This is a genomic window from Saccharibacillus brassicae (assembly GCF_006542275.1).
Lineage (GTDB): Bacteria > Bacillota > Bacilli > Paenibacillales > Paenibacillaceae > Saccharibacillus > Saccharibacillus brassicae.
The window spans coordinates 2,414,351-2,429,103 of the sequence record NZ_CP041217.1 but is presented as its reverse complement, the minus strand read 5'-3'; the positions used below and the strand labels follow the sequence as shown (position 1 = coordinate 2,429,103).

General features: G+C 59.8%; 10 protein-coding genes. 9 read left to right on the top strand and 1 reads right to left on the bottom strand.

What is annotated here, in order from left to right; all coding sequences use genetic code 11:
- Positions 1–96 precede the first annotated feature (96 nt).
- The 8 genes from FFV09_RS10090 to FFV09_RS10055 all read left to right on the top strand — a co-directional run bounded on the left by FFV09_RS10090 (position 97) and on the right by FFV09_RS10055 (position 12,419).
- Positions 97–3,486, top strand: a complete 3,390-nt coding sequence (locus tag FFV09_RS10090) for an S-layer homology domain-containing protein (protein ID WP_141447719.1) — start codon at positions 97–99, stop codon at positions 3,484–3,486.
- 103 nt (positions 3,487–3,589) lie between these two features.
- On the top strand, positions 3,590–6,454 hold the full coding sequence (locus FFV09_RS10085; RefSeq protein ID WP_141447718.1) for an S-layer homology domain-containing protein: 2,865 nt from the start codon (positions 3,590–3,592) through the stop codon (positions 6,452–6,454).
- Between the two features lie 3 nt (positions 6,455–6,457).
- Positions 6,458–7,324 carry a GNAT family N-acetyltransferase gene (locus tag FFV09_RS10080; protein ID WP_141447717.1) on the top strand — a complete coding sequence of 289 codons (867 nt, stop codon included), beginning with the start codon at positions 6,458–6,460 and terminating at the stop codon, positions 7,322–7,324.
- A 133-nt stretch (positions 7,325–7,457) separates the two neighbouring features.
- Positions 7,458–8,153, top strand: a complete 696-nt coding sequence (locus tag FFV09_RS10075) for a response regulator transcription factor (protein ID WP_141447716.1) — start codon at positions 7,458–7,460, stop codon at positions 8,151–8,153.
- Positions 8,146–9,294 (top strand): sensor histidine kinase, encoded by a 1,149-nt coding sequence (locus FFV09_RS10070; protein WP_141447715.1) that lies wholly within the window; start codon positions 8,146–8,148, stop codon positions 9,292–9,294. The genes FFV09_RS10075 and FFV09_RS10070 overlap by 8 nt, the downstream gene beginning before the upstream one ends.
- A gap of 84 nt (positions 9,295–9,378) precedes the next feature.
- Positions 9,379–10,242 carry a M15 family metallopeptidase gene (locus FFV09_RS10065; RefSeq protein WP_141447714.1) on the top strand — a complete coding sequence of 288 codons (864 nt, stop codon included), beginning with the start codon at positions 9,379–9,381 and terminating at the stop codon, positions 10,240–10,242.
- A gap of 49 nt (positions 10,243–10,291) precedes the next feature.
- The gene (locus tag FFV09_RS10060) at positions 10,292–11,311 is read left to right on the top strand and encodes a Gfo/Idh/MocA family protein (protein ID WP_141447713.1); all 1,020 of its coding nucleotides are present in this window, start codon (positions 10,292–10,294) and stop codon (positions 11,309–11,311) included.
- A gap of 97 nt (positions 11,312–11,408) precedes the next feature.
- Positions 11,409–12,419: a glycoside hydrolase family 43 protein gene (locus FFV09_RS10055; protein ID WP_141447712.1), complete on the top strand. Its 1,011-nt coding sequence runs from the start codon at positions 11,409–11,411 to the stop codon at positions 12,417–12,419.
- Between the two features lie 171 nt (positions 12,420–12,590).
- On the opposite strand, the gene FFV09_RS10050 is transcribed toward FFV09_RS10055, so the two are convergent.
- Positions 12,591–12,806 carry a hypothetical protein gene (locus tag FFV09_RS10050; protein WP_141447711.1) on the bottom strand — a complete coding sequence of 72 codons (216 nt, stop codon included), beginning with the start codon at positions 12,804–12,806 and terminating at the stop codon, positions 12,591–12,593.
- A gap of 215 nt (positions 12,807–13,021) precedes the next feature.
- Between FFV09_RS10050 and FFV09_RS10045 the strand changes: the two genes are divergently transcribed.
- On the top strand, positions 13,022–14,521 hold the full coding sequence (locus FFV09_RS10045) for a malate:quinone oxidoreductase (RefSeq protein WP_141447710.1): 1,500 nt from the start codon (positions 13,022–13,024) through the stop codon (positions 14,519–14,521).
- Positions 14,522–14,753 lie beyond the last annotated feature (232 nt).

Below are 14,753 nucleotides of genomic sequence, written 5' to 3'. Positions count from 1 at the left end.
TTACTTCAAATTTTAATATTTTCATTATGAAAGCGTGGGCTCCGGTCGATGTCAACAAGGTAGGATATTCGGCGAATTCAGAGGAGATCATAGATAATGGAGATTAATTGGAAAGCCTGGCTGTTCGCAAGCGCTATTTTTACAGCAGCAGCAGGAACAAGCAGCACATCTGCGTTTGCGGCGACCCCGAGCACGGACGTATCGTTCAATGACCTGGCCGGCGTATCGCCGGAACAGACAGAGGCGATCCGGGAAGCGGCCCGTCTCGGGTTAATTACGGGCTTCCCCAACAACGAATACAGACCGGGCCAGGCACTGACGCGCCAAGAGTTTGCGATCCTGCTGGTCAAAGCATTGGAGCTCCCGCTTGAGAGCGGCACGACTTCTTCTTTTACAGACGTTACTGCGGCAAGCTGGAGCCTTCCTTATATCGAAGCGGCCCGCCGGGCGGGTCTGATGAACGGAAGCGGATCAGCTTTCCGGCCGCAATCTTTCGTGTCCCGCGAAGAAATGGCTTCCGTCCTGCTCCGCGCCGTAAACGGGCAAAATACATCCGGCGGATTGACCGTCAACCCCTCCTCGATCGGAGCGGTCAGCAGCTGGGCGCGCGGCTCGGTCGAAGCGGCCGCCCGCCTCGGATTGATCGAATCTTCGTTCGCGAACCTCAACCTCAAAGGACGCGTGACCCGCGCGGACATCGCGCCGTTCCTCGTCAACATCTTCCCTGAAAAAGAAGTGACGGCGACCGTAACGTCCGTAAGCGGCGATACGATCATGATCGACGGCCGCCCTCTCCTCGTGACGGATTCGCTCAAACGGCTGCTGCTCGGAAGCGACAACGTTCAAGCTCTCGAAGGCGCGAAATTGATGTTCAAAACGTCGCGTCACAGCGTAGGCGGAATCAGCGAAATCGAGATCATGGATTCCGGTACGGCCGAGAACCGGCTGACCTTCAATGCCGACGGCTTCCCGGCCTCCGGCGAATTGAAAATTTCGGGCAATCATGTCACCGTGAACGGTTCTTCGATCTCGAATATGACGCTTCAAAATTCGGCTTCCGATATCGAGCTGAACGCCAATGTCGCCAAGCTTCAGGTCGGCGGCGCAGGAGAGCTGAAGCTGTCCGGCAAAGTCAATTTTGGAGAGCTTCGCGTAACGAATACCAACGCCAAGCTGACGATCGGTTCGGAGGTGCAGATCGAGCGCGTCGTGCTTCCGGTCAATGCCAATCCCGCATCGATCTTCACCAATCTGCCGCAGGTCACCGGCCAGATCAAGCAGGCAGTCACGACTTCGGGGACTCCGGTTAATCTGCCGGGTCAAGCGGCAGCGGCTCAACCTTCGGTTCCGACGCCAACGGCCGCGCCGGTGTCTACCCCTGTTCCCACTCCGACGCCTGTTCCTACTCCGACGCCTGTTCCCACTCCCACGCCTGTTCCTACGCCTATACCTTCCGATCCCGTAATCGTCACGCCGCCGGTCGATTCGAATCGACTGGCCGTCGAGCAGGACCGCGCAAGCTTGGCGATCGGGTTCCAGGCAGGCGACGACGCGGACTCCGTAACGAGTTCGGTTCAACTGCCTCGTATGGGCGAGCAGGGTTCCGCCATTTCCTGGATATCCGACAACGAAAGCCTTTTGTCTTCGAACGGAACGGTGACCCGCGCGGTGTACGGTTCCGGCGATTCGGTCGTCACACTGGCGGCGACGCTGATCAAAGGAAACGTGACGCAATCGCGCGACTTTACGTTGACGGTGAAAGCGGCGGAATTCCCGGTTACGGATAAAGCGGCTTTGTCGGCGAAGATCCGCGATGCCAGGCTTGTGCTGGAGCTTACGCCGGTAGGCGGCGGTGAAGGCCAAGCGCCGGAACAAGCCGCAACCGCGCTCGCTTTGGCGGTTCGGGCTGCCGAGCAGGTGATCGACAATCGATTTGCCTTGCAGGCCGAAGTCGATCTGGCGGCAGTCGTGCTGGGATCGGCGATTACCGATTTTGAACAAGTCTTTGACGGGGTGAACACGCAGCTGCTGACGCAAAAGATTTATGATGCGCAGGCGCTGTTGGCCAATACCCCGGTCGGCGACGGAAACGGCAGCGTCCCGGAAGAAGCGAAGCAGGCGTTCCAGCTCTCCCTGACGAGCGCGCAGGGCGTGGCGAGCAATCCGAATCCGGGCAAGCAGGCGGTGATCACGGCCCGAATCGCTTTGTCGCAGGCGATTGATACGTTTAACGCATCTAAGATCGTTGTCGACAAAAAGGCGCTGTCGGGTAGAATCGACGAAGCGGCATTCCTGCTGAGCGATCTGAAGGTCGGCACACGCCAGGGACAAGTCGGGCAAGCTCCTTATCAGGAATTGGGCACGGCGCTCCAAACAGCCCAAGCAACCTACAACGACGAGACCGTTTCGCAGCAAACGATCAACAACCGTGTCGCGGAATTGGGCGGGAAAATCCAGGCGTTGAAAGATTCGATCGTTCTGACCGATATCGAACTGCTGAAGTCCACAATCTATGCGGCAGAGCTGATGCTGCAGAATACGGTAGTCGGCACCGATCCGGGAAAAGTAACGATGTCGGGAGCGAATGCTTTGACTTATGCGAAGCACGCTGCGATCGTAGTGCGTGACGAACCGGCTTCTACCGCGGCGCAGATCACGGCCGCGATCGACTCGCTGAATCTGGCGGTGGTGGCATTCGAGCAGGCCCGAGTGCCGGAGCTGACGATCTCGCTCGCGCCGAACGCGGAGTTCGTCTTGAACAATACCGAGAGTGCAAAAGTGTATATTTCCAATCTGGCAGGCACAAATAACGATACGACCTACCAATACACCATGAGAAACATTTTGGATCTGGTACGGGTGAAAAAAGGCGATCAGGAACAGTTCCTTAAATACCAGCAGGGATCAGGGGAGTACATGATATACGATGACGCCGCTTTCCAATATGAGACGGGCCGCACTTTGACGATCACCAGCGTTGATCCGGAACTGCGGATCGTCGGAGCGTTTAAGGGGACTGAAATCTCGCAAATCAATCTGTCGGACAACACAAAAGCGAACATCGAGATTAGTCTGTTCAAACAAGGCGTCGAAATTTCCGGCGTGAAGATCCCCGTTACGATCAATCACGATAAACCGGTATGGACGAGCGCCGTATACGATCCGAGCACGACGAAGTTTGTACTGACCAGCAGCAAACCGATTGCTCTTGCTAAAAGGGGTTACATGGAGCCGAGCGAGGTCAAATCCTCAAGCGTGACTCTCCAATATTCGCAAATGGGCTGGTTCGAACGTGGATATTTCGAGGAATACCTTGATGTAAAATTCGAGGTCAACGGCAATCAGCTTACGTTGCTGCTGGATCCTAATTTGAAAGGGAAGTACCGGCCTGAAGGCAGCCTGTTCCGCGTGATCCTGAACGATATCACCGACCGTGCCTACAACGAAGCCGATATCCAGAAGTTTGACTTCGATGTGCCTCAATAATTTCAAACCCTTCGCAGCCTTAAACGGCGAGGCTTCAAGCTTGTCCACGTTTTGTCGATGTTAAAGCGTACGATATCCCAACTCACCTAGAGGAGACTTGTTAATGGAGATCAATTGGAAAGTATGGCTGGTCGCAAGTGCCGTTTTGACGGCAGCAGCAGGAGTGAATCACGCATCGGCCGCCACGCCGGCAGCCCCGGGTTCGGATACCGCGTTTACGGATCTGGCGGGGTTGTCGCCCGAGAAAGCGGAAGCGGTACGCGAAGCGGCCCGCCTCGGATTGATTACGGGCTTCCCGAACAACGAATACCGACCGGATCAGGTGCTGACGCGCCAAGAGTTCGCGATCCTGCTCGTCAAATCGTTGGATCTTCCTCTCCCTGCCTCGAATGTCTCTTCGTTCGGAGATATCAAATCTTCCAGTTGGGGGGCGCCTTATATCGAAGCGGCCCGCGCGGCGGGACTGATGACGGGCAGCGGCGCGAACTTCCGGCCGCAGGCTCCCGTATCGAACGAAGAGCTCGCTTCGGTCTTGGTGCGCGCGATCGACGGACATAACACCCGCGGCGGACTGGAGGTTGACGCCGGCAGCATCGGCCCGGTGAGCCGTTGGGCGCAAGGCTCGGTGGAGTCGGCCCTGCGGCTCGGCCTGTTCGACGCGCAGTTCGCCGGCGCCAACCTCAAAGGGAGCGTGACGCGCGCAGACATTGCGCCGCTTCTGGTCGACATTTTCCCGGCCAAAGAAGTGACCGCTACCGTTACTTCCGTGGACGGCGACACGATCATGATCAACAATCAACCGCTGCTCGTAACGGAATCGCTGAAGCAGCTTCTGCTGAACGGCGGTAACGCCCAGGCGCTTGAAGGTGCCGTGCTCAAGTTCAAATCGGCCCGCCACAGCGTCAGCGACATCAGCGAGCTGGAGATCGTCGCTTCCGGCACGAACTCGCAAAAATTGAAGCTGAACGCTTCGGGCCTGCCGTCTTCCGCGACGCTTGCGCTGTCGGGCGACCAGATCGCCGTGAACGGATCTTCGATCCCGAACGTCAAGCTGCAAAAAGCGGCGGCGCATATCGAACTGAACGCCAACGTAGGCAAGCTTCAGGTCGATAACGCCGGCGTCCTCGATTTGACGGGCACCGCCGCGTTCGAAGAAGTTCGAATCTCGAACCCGGCCGCCAAAGTCACGATCGGCTCGAACGTGCGGATCAATCAAATCGTCCTTCCGGTTAACGTCGCGCCGGGCTCGGTCATCGCGAACCTGGCGCAGGTCAGCACGCAGATCAAGCAGGCCGTATCGACGGCCGGCGTCAATCTGCCGCTGACGCCGCCGGTCGACGCTCCGCCGGTCGCGCTGACGCCTGCCGTCTCGGACGCCGCGCCGACGCCTTCCGTTCCGGTCACGCCCCCAATCACCCCTCCGGTCGATTCGAACAAGCTTGCGGTCGAACAGGATTCGGCCAACCTCGCGATCGGCTACCTGAACGGCGATACCGCGGACCGGGTGACGCAGTCGATCCTGCTGCCGCTTACGGGCGCGCAGGGTTCGGTCGTCTCCTGGATGTCGAACAAAGAAGAGACGTTGTCTTCCAACGGAACGGTGACCCGCGCCGTGTACGGCTCCGACGATACGCCGGTGACCTTGACGGCGACGCTGACCAAAGGCAGCGCCGTTACTTCCAAAAACTTCGACTTTATCGTCAAAGCGCAGGAATCCGCCGCCGTCAACAAACAGATTTTGTCCGCGAAATTGGATGAAGCGACGCTTCTGTTCAACAGCCTTAACATCGGAACGGCTCAGGGACAGATCGCCGAATCCGAGTATCTGAACCTGGAAGCCGCGATCGCTTCGGCCTCTTCCGTCTACAACAAGGATTCCGCCGACCAGGCAGAAGTCGACGCGGCCGTGTCGGAACTGGACCTGAAAGTTCAAGCTGCCCGGGATGCGATCGTTACGGCCGATTTCAGCGGCCTAATTGTCCAAATCGATAGCGGCTACTCGGCTCTGGGTACCGCAACCGTGGGCTATGTGCCGGGCAACATCAAGCCCGGCGCGGAGCTTGAACTGAATCTGGCGCTGCAAAAAGCGCAGGGGGTTCGCGGCACTTCCAACGCCAAACAGTCCGCAGTCGATGCGGCTGCCGCCGAATTGGCGCAGGCGATCGTGAAGTTCGGGCAGTCCATAACGCCGGAGCTGACGATTACGCTGCAGCCGGACGCGGACTTTATTCTCAATAATACCAAGCCGTCAGATCAAGTGAAAATAAACGCCAGCGCGCTGACAGAGGGGGAAACGAGTTACGAGTATGGCAAACGCAGCATTTTGAATTATATCAAAGTGACAAGCGGCAGCGAGGAAGAGATCATCAAGTACGATTCGGGTACCCAAACGTTCAGGATCTACGCCCAAACGCCGCAAGGTCAGAGATACACCGGCAGATCGATTACGCTCTCGTCGACGTCTCCCGAACTGAACATAACCCGCGACGGCAGCGGAGCATTCGTCAAGCAGAACAACCTGCAGGACGACACGACGGCCGTGATCGAATTCAATCTGATGAACGGCAGCACCGAAATTTCGGACGTGAAAGTGCCGGTCAAGGTCGACCGTGTCGCGCCGACATGGACGGGCGGCACGTACGCAAACGGAAAATTGACCTTTACCAGCACCGAAAAGGTTGCGAGTTACACGGCCGAGGTTCCGTATCTGGCTTATTCCGCTTCCGGCTTTTCCGATAGCAGCGATACGGTAGTGCTTACCTATAGCAGCGACATAAAAAAAACCTATGCTTTTGGCAAAACCGTGGTGATCGAGTTGAGCGATGCGTGGGTAAGCAGCCATCCGGACATGAAGCCGGGCAGCAAGTTCCGCGCCGAGCTGCAAAACTTCAAAGACTATGGAGACAACGCGGCCGTCAATTCGACCGTCACCATAAACGCCGGTCCTCCGCTCCCGATCGCGCCTTAACCCATGAAGCTGCAGGCTTTTCAAGGCACTCTGCCGGAGAGCTGGACGAAGTTCGTGCTTCCCGAAGCGAAGGCGCTCGTGCCCGCGCTTGCGCATGACTGCCTGGCGGTCGGCGCGGCGGACGGGGAACGGCCGCTCGGTCTGGTCATCGTCCGCCGCGCCGCCGGAGACGAGACGGCGCACGTCGTCTCGCTTGTGGTGGCGGAAGAGGTCCGGCGCAGCGGGATCGGCCGGCATCTGCTGGCGGGGCTCGGCAATCTGCTGGCGGCGAACGGAATCCGTTTTCTGGCTGTGGAGTACATGGCCGGCGACAACGATCCGGGCGATGTCGGCTCGTTCCTGCAATCGGCCGGATTTGCTCCGCCGATACTTGGCGTGGCGGTCTGGAACGGACCGCTGAACATTTTCAGCGATCTGCCGTGGATCCGGCGCATGCCGCTGCCGAGCCGGTTGTCCGTCGAACCGTGGTCGGCGTTGACGCCGGAGCAGCATGCCGCCGTTCGCTCCGGCGAAGGCGATTGGTATCCGGCGATCCTGTCGCCGCTGATCGATACCGAAGGGGTGGACCGCGAACGCAGTCTGCTGCTTCGGGACGGTCAGCGGGTCGTCGGCTGGATGATCGTGGAGCCGTTCGACGAGCGCACGCTCACGTTTACCTCGATGTTCGTGCACGAGACGTACCGCCGCAAAGGACGCGGCATCGCCCTGATGGCGGAAGCGTTCCGGCGTTTTCTGACGGACGAACGGTATACCGAAGGCATTTTCTGCGTCGAAGGCGACAATGCCGACATGCGGGCCTTCATGCACAAGCATTTGTCCCATCCGTCCATTCAGGAAAACGGCATGTGGCGCACGTTCAAAAGTCTGTAACATGAAGGGAAAGATCCGGTTTGCCCCTCGGGGCGGACCGGATTTTTTGCCGTGCGACCGCCTCATTGGCGCTTTTTTCTTTTCCGCGTAAAATAGAACCCAAACAGGTCTGCATACAAGGAGGGGTCGCACGATGAAAAGCGCCACGATTCTGATCGCCGACGACGAGCGGGAGATTGCCGATCTCGTCGCGCTGCATTTGCAAAAAGAAGGCTATCGCACGCTTACGGCGGCGGACGGCCGCGAAGCGGTGCGGCTCGTGCAATCGCAGCCGGTCGACCTGATCATTTTGGATATTATGATGCCGGAGCTGGACGGATACGAAGTGACGCGGCAGATTCGGGGCGAGCAGCACCGGATGCCGATCATTTTTCTCAGCGCGAAGACGTCGGATCTGGACAAAATCACGGGACTTGTGATCGGCGCGGACGATTACATGACCAAGCCGTTCAACCCGATGGAACTGGTCGCCCGGGTCAACGCGCAGATGCGCCGGTCCACCCAGCTGAACGTGCCGGAGAAGCGCAGCGCCGTGCTCGAAGCGGGCGGCCTGACGATCGATCCCGAGCAGCGCGAAGTGACCGTGTACGGACGGGTGGTCGAACTCACGCCCAAGGAATTCGATATTCTCCACCTGCTCGCCGGACATCCGAAAAAAGTGTTCAGCGCGGAAAATATTTTCAGACACGTGTGGGAAGACGATTATTACGAGAGCGGCAACACCGTGATGGTGCATATCCGCACGCTGCGCCGCAAGCTCGGAGAGGACGACGACAAGAACAAATGGATCAAAACGGTGTGGGGCGTCGGGTACGCGTTCAATGGCTAGAGTGACGAGCAGCTTCCGCTTCCGCATGATCCTGCTGCTCGGGTTGAGCATGCTGCTGTCCGGCGGCGTCACGTACGCGATCTACAAAGGGCTGCAGGTGTACTACGTGGAGAACGCCAAATTCGGCGATCCGCTCAGCCGGTTCCGCACGTTCATCCGGGACTTCGGCGATTTGAACTTTTTCCTGATCTTTTTCGTGCCGCTGGCCATTTTGTTCTTCTTCTGGCTGACCAAGCCGTACTCCCGCTATTTTCGCGAGATTTCGACCGGTATCCACCGGCTGGCCAACGGCGATTTCGAAGGGCGCGTGGAGATTCGGTCGAGCGACGAGTTCGGCAGCATCGCGGCGGACATGAACGCGGCGGGCGAAAAGTTGAAGAAAGCGGTGGAACGCGGCGACTTCGCCGAGAGCAGCAAAGACCAGCTCGTGCTGAACCTGGCCCACGATCTGCGCACCCCGCTGACGTCCGTGCTCGGGTATCTGGATTTCATTTTGCGAAACGAAGAACTGACGCCGGAGCAGATCAAGCACTACACCACGATCGCTTTTACCAAATCCCGGCGGCTGGAAAAGTTGATCGACGAGCTGTTCGAGATCACGCGCATGAATTACGGCATGCTGACGCTCGACACGCGGGAGCTGGATCTCGGGGAACTGCTGGTGCAGATGAACGAGGAACTGTATCCGGTATTCGAGCAGAACAGGCTGACGGCGCGGCTCGGGATCGATCCCGGCGTACGCATCCAGGGCGACGGGGAGATGCTCGCGCGGGTGTTCGAGAATCTGCTCATCAACGGCGCGCGCTACGGCCGGGACGGCCGCTACCTCGATATCGACTGCCGGATCGAAGGCGGCGACGCCGTCGTGCGCGTGACCAATTACGGCGATTCGATCCCCGAAAGCGACCTGCCGCATCTGTTCGAAATGTTCTACACCGGCGACCGGGCGCGCGTGCAGGATCAGCAGGGCGGAGGCACGGGCCTGGGACTGTTTATCGCGAAAAATATCGTGGAACGCCATCAAGGGGTCATCGTCGCGAGCAGCGATGTCGTGCGGACGTCGTTCGAGGTGCGGCTGCCGAGGGCAGACAGCGGCGTGCCGGCAGAAGCTTCCGCCCTGCGCGAGTCCAAACCGATTTAAGAGAAACTTAAACTTTGCCGCCTTTTTTCTTAAGCTGTGTCTTCTATGCTAAAAGCAGAAGAGACACAGAGGGAGGACACAGGCATGAAAAGGCGCGGGTTGCTGGTCTTGGTCATCGCCCTGCTGCTTGCGGCTGCGATCGTCAAAGTCATGCAGCGGGGGGACGACGGGTACGGCGCGGCGGAAGGACTGATTCAGGAGATCGCGCTGCGAAGCAGCGGGGAGAAGCTGCTGGCGAGCGAGGAGCAGCTGTACGAAGGCGATCTGCTGCTCGTGAACGGCGAATATCCGATACATCCAGAGAGCGAAGCGCCGGACGTGGTCGAGCTAAGCGGCCGTCCGGAATTGACGGGCGGAGCCGTACTGCTCGACCATGATATCCGCTTGTCGCGCGGGGTGGCGCTGAAGTTCGCCGTCATGGCGGAAGCGGCGGCGCAGGAAGGCGTGAACCGCTTCATGATCAGCAGCGGCTACCGCGACCGGGCGGAGCAGAGCCGGCTGTACAAGGAAAAAGGGGCGGATTACGCGCTGCCGGCCGGCTATAGCGAGCATAATATGGGGCTTGCGCTCGATATCGGCTCGACGCGCGGCCGGATGGCCGACGCCGAAGAAGGCAAATGGCTGGAGCAGAACGCGGCCCGGTACGGCTTCGTACTGCGTTATCCGGCGGACAAGACCGACGTGACGGGCATTTCGTTCGAACCGTGGCATTTTCGGTACGTCGGCCTGCCGCACAGCCTGATCATGAAGCGGAGCAATCTGGCGCTGGAAGAATACGTGGAGCTGCTGCGGGACAAAAAAGCGGTCTCGACTACGGTGGACGGCCGTTCGTACGAGATTCGATACTACGATTCCGGCGAGATTCCGCAGCTGCGCGTGCCCGAAGGGCGCGAATACGCGCTGTCGGGCGACAACAAAGGCGGCCTGATCCTGACGCTCTATCCGTAGAGCGCGCTCGGGAAGGGGCCGCGAACGAACAAGGAGGATTCATAAGCGCATGGCAAAAATCAGACTGGCCGTGATCGGCCTCGGCAATATGGGCCGCAATATGGTTCACCGCCTCGTTCCGCAGTATGCGGAGCAGGTACAATTAATCGCGCTGTGCGACAGCAGCGCGGACAGCCTGCGGCGCGAGAGCGAAGCGGCAGGCGGCGGCCTGAAGCTGCATACGGATTACCGCGAACTGTTCGGGCAGAACGAACCGGATCTGGTCTATATCGCGGTGCCGCCGTCCATGCATGACGAAGTGGCTCGGGAGGCTTTTGCGCGGGGCATTCACGTGTTCTGCGAAAAGCCGCTCGCGAACAGTCTCGAAGAAGCGAAACAGATGCTGGAACTCGCGCGGCAGGCCGGCGGCCTGCTGAACGTGGTCCATTTCTCGTTCCCGCTGGAAGCGGCGGTGCTGGAATTCCGGCGGCGCGTCGAACGTGGCGATGCCGGGGAGATTCGGCGGATCGACCTGTACCTGGAGTTTCCGCAGTGGCCGCGCGCGTGGCAGCAGAACGACTGGATCGCGACGCGGCGCGAAGGCGGCTATCTGCTCGAAGTGGGCATCCACTGGATCCAGATGATCCAGCAGGCATTCGGTCCGATCGTCGCCGTGCGCAGCGACGTGGAGTTCCCGGCGGACCCGCGGCTGAGCGAGAGCGTGACCCGTGCCGTGCTGCGGCTGCAAAGCGGCGCGGAGATTCATCTGTCCGGCACGGACCGCCGGCACGGCGAAGAGCGCGTATCGCTCGTCGTGCAGGGTTCCGGCGGCACCGTGGCGCTGGAGAACTGGGGCAGCCTGTATGCCGGCGCGGCCGGCGAGGAGCCGCAGCCCGTCGAAGTGCCGGAAGAAGACGGCGAACTGCCGATCTTCAAGCAGGTGCTGCGTCTGCTGCGCGGCGAACCGGGCACCGCGTACGATTTCCGCGACGGCTACAACGCGCAGGTCGTGCTCGAAGCGCTGCGCGATCCCGCGCCGGGCGGCGGATTCGTCGATCTGACGGAGCGGTTGATCGGCCCGGATGCTTAAGCCGGGCAGCCCGGCGGACTGAACGGGCTTGCGTTCCGGGAACAGGCGCCGTTATAGTGGAATCAGCATGTAACCGCATTCAAAAGGAGCTGATTCCATGTCCGTCCCGTCTGCCTACAATGAAGCTTCCGATATCCGGCATCCGCGAACAGGCCACCGCCTGTCCGATATGCCTGTCCATGATCCGTTCGTGCTCGCCGATGCCCGCAGCGGAACCTATTATCTGTACAGCGGAGCGTCGCCGACGCTGAACGGCGTGGATCGCCACGGGGTGTTGGTGTACAAAAGCACGGATCTGGACGAATGGGAAGGGCCGTACGCCGTGTTCGCCGTTCCGGACGGCGTCTGGGCCCATCCGCAGCACGGCGCGTGGGCGCCGGAAGTACACGAATACGGCGGCAAATATTATCTGTTCGTGACGCTGCACAACGAGGAACGCCTGCTTGAAGGCGAGCCGGTGCAGGGCTACGCCAAGCATTGGCGGGGTACGGCGACCGCGGTGGGCGATACGCCCGAAGGGCCGTTCGAGCTGCTGAAGCCGGATTCGCCGGTAGTGCCGGCCGAGCGGATGACGCTCGACGGCACGCTGTACGTCGACGAAGCCGGCGCGCCGTGGATGGTCTACTGCCACGAATGGATCCAGACGTTGGACGGCACGATCGAAGCGGTACGGCTGACGGAAGATCTGTCGTCCGCCGCCGGCGAGCCGACCTTGCTGCTGCGGGCTTCGTCCGCGCCGTGGCTTGGCTCGGCGCCCGCGGCGGATACTCCGCTTGCCCCGGAAGCCCCTGCCGGCGAAGCTGCCGTCTACGTGACCGACGGCTGCCAGCTCTACCGGACGTCGAACGGCAGTCTGGTCATGCTCTGGTCGAGCTACGAGCAGGGCAGCTATGTGCAGACGATCGCGCGCTCGACGAGCGGCCGCCTCGAAGGCCCGTGGGAGCAGCTCGATCCGCTCGTCAGAGGCGACAGCGGGCACGGCATGCTGTTCCGCGCGTTCGACGGCCGCCTGCTGCTGATCCTGCATCGTCCGTTCAGCATGCCGGAATCGCGCGGTTATCTGTACGAAATGGAAGATACGGGAGACACCTTCCGGGTCGTGGGCTGAGCGCAGCGGTACGCCCCTGTCGTCCGCCGCGTTCGATCCGCGGCAGACGGCCGCGTTCGCCCAAGCCCATACGCAAAACCGGACGCGGCACGGCGGGAGATCCGCTGCGCTGCGTCCGGTTTTCTTTTTTTATAACGTTTCTTTTCCATCAAAATCGATTCTTGCGTCCGATTATTTGCCGCGGCGCGCGCCCGGCTTGACGTTGGCGGGCTCGGTGCCCGGCGGCCGACGCTCCACCCGAAGCCACAAAATGCCGCTGACGAGCGCATACACGCCGACGAACAGAACGAAGATGCCGGCGACGAGATTGTCCAGCATGAGGATGCCGGTAACGAACATGATCGCGGCGAGCACGAAACGAATCAGGGAACGCTTGTATTTCATCAAAATCGATCATTCTCCTTTGAATTTAAACGGTATCGTCTAGCTACGCGAAAAAGCGCAAAGGGTTTCAACAAAGCGTGCGCGAAACGAAAAGGAAATAGGAATTGCACGGATTTTGGTTTATAGTAAAAGTAGACACGATATAGACATAGAAGAGTCGATAGTTCCGGAGTGGAGCCTTACTTTTTGCAAATATACGGGATAAGGCAGGTTTTGTTATGAGCAGCGTACTCAAAAAAACAGACGTGATCTTAATCGGGGCCGGAGTCATGAGCGCGACGCTCGGAACCTTGCTGAAAGAACTGGCGCCGGAATGGGAAATCAAAACATTCGAGAAGCTGGCAAGCGCCGGAGAAGAAAGTTCCAACGAGTGGAATAACGCGGGCACGGGCCATGCGGCCCTGTGCGAACTCAACTATACGACGGAAAAAGCGGACGGTTCGATCGATATCAGCAAGGCCGTCAATATCAACGAGCAGTTTCAGCTGTCGCGGCAGTTCTGGGCGGACCTCGTCCGGCGCGGCCTGATCTCGAATCCGGACCAATTCATTCGCCCGATTCCGCACATGAGCTGGGTGACCGGCGAGAAAGACGTCGATTTCCTCGGGAAGCGATTTAAAGCGCTATCACAAAATCCGCTGTTCCAGGGCATGGAATATTCGGAAGACAAAAGCCGGCTCAAAGAGTGGATTCCGCTCATGATGCAGGGCCGTGACGAGAACGAGCCGGTAGCGGCGACCAAGATCGACTCCGGTACGGACGTCAATTTCGGCGCGCTGACGCGGCTGCTGTTCGATCACCTCAAGACGAAGGGCGTCGAGGTGAATTACCGCCACAGCATCAAGGACATCAAGCGCGCGCCGGACGGCGGCTGGATCGTCAAAGTGCAGAACCTGGACAGCAATAGGGTCGAGCGGCATCATGCCAAGTTCGTCTTTATCGGGGCGGGCGGAGGCAGTCTGCCTTTGCTGCAAAAAACGGGCATTCCGGAATCGCGGCATATCGGCGGGTTCCCGGTCAGCGGCCTGTTCATGGTGTGCAAAAAACCGGAAGTCGCCGAGAAGCATCATGCGAAAGTGTACGGCAAAGCCAAGCTGGGCGCACCGCCGATGTCGGTTCCCCATCTGGATACGCGCTACATCGACGGCAAAAAAGCGCTGCTGTTCGGTCCGTTCGCGGGCTTTACGCCGAAGTTCCTGAAGACCGGCTCGAACATGGACCTGATCGGTTCGGTCAAGCCGAGCAATCTGTTCACGATGCTCGCGGCCGGCGCCAAGGAAATGGGCCTGACCAAGTACCTCGTCCAGCAGGTCATGCTCTCGAACGCCCAGCGGATCAGCGAACTGCGCGAGTTTATCCCGGACGTGAAGGACGAAGACTGGGAAGTCGTCACGGCCGGCCAGCGCGTGCAGGTCATCAAGGACACGCCGCAGGGCAAAGGCACGCTGCAGTTCGGCACGGAAGTGGTCAGCGCCGCCGACGGTTCCGTCGCCGCGCTGCTCGGCGCTTCGCCGGGCGCTTCGACCGCGGTGCACGTCATGCTTGAGCTGATGCAGCGCTGCTTCCCGCAGCAGATGCCGCAGTGGGAGCCGAAGATCAAAGAGATGATCCCGTCTTACGGCAAGCGCCTGTCGGACCACCCGGAGCTGTTCCAGGAGTTGTTCGACGCGACGGCGGACGCGCTGAAGCTTGAGAAGATCGCGGCGGTCCGGCGCTAGGCGAGCGTATACCGGGCTTCTGGACCGATCTGTCCGGACCCGCCTCTCTGGCCCGGCCGAGAAGTCGGCCAGCACGATGTGGGCCGCAGCGCCAAGCGGATAAAGCCTTCGATCCCTATGGGGATCGGAGGCTTTTTGTCGTGCGGTCGGGGCGGCTTCAGGCGGCAGGGCGAGCAGAGGCAGACGGAGCAGAGGCACGCCCGGCGAATCGGACCTTTTAACGGAAAAAGGT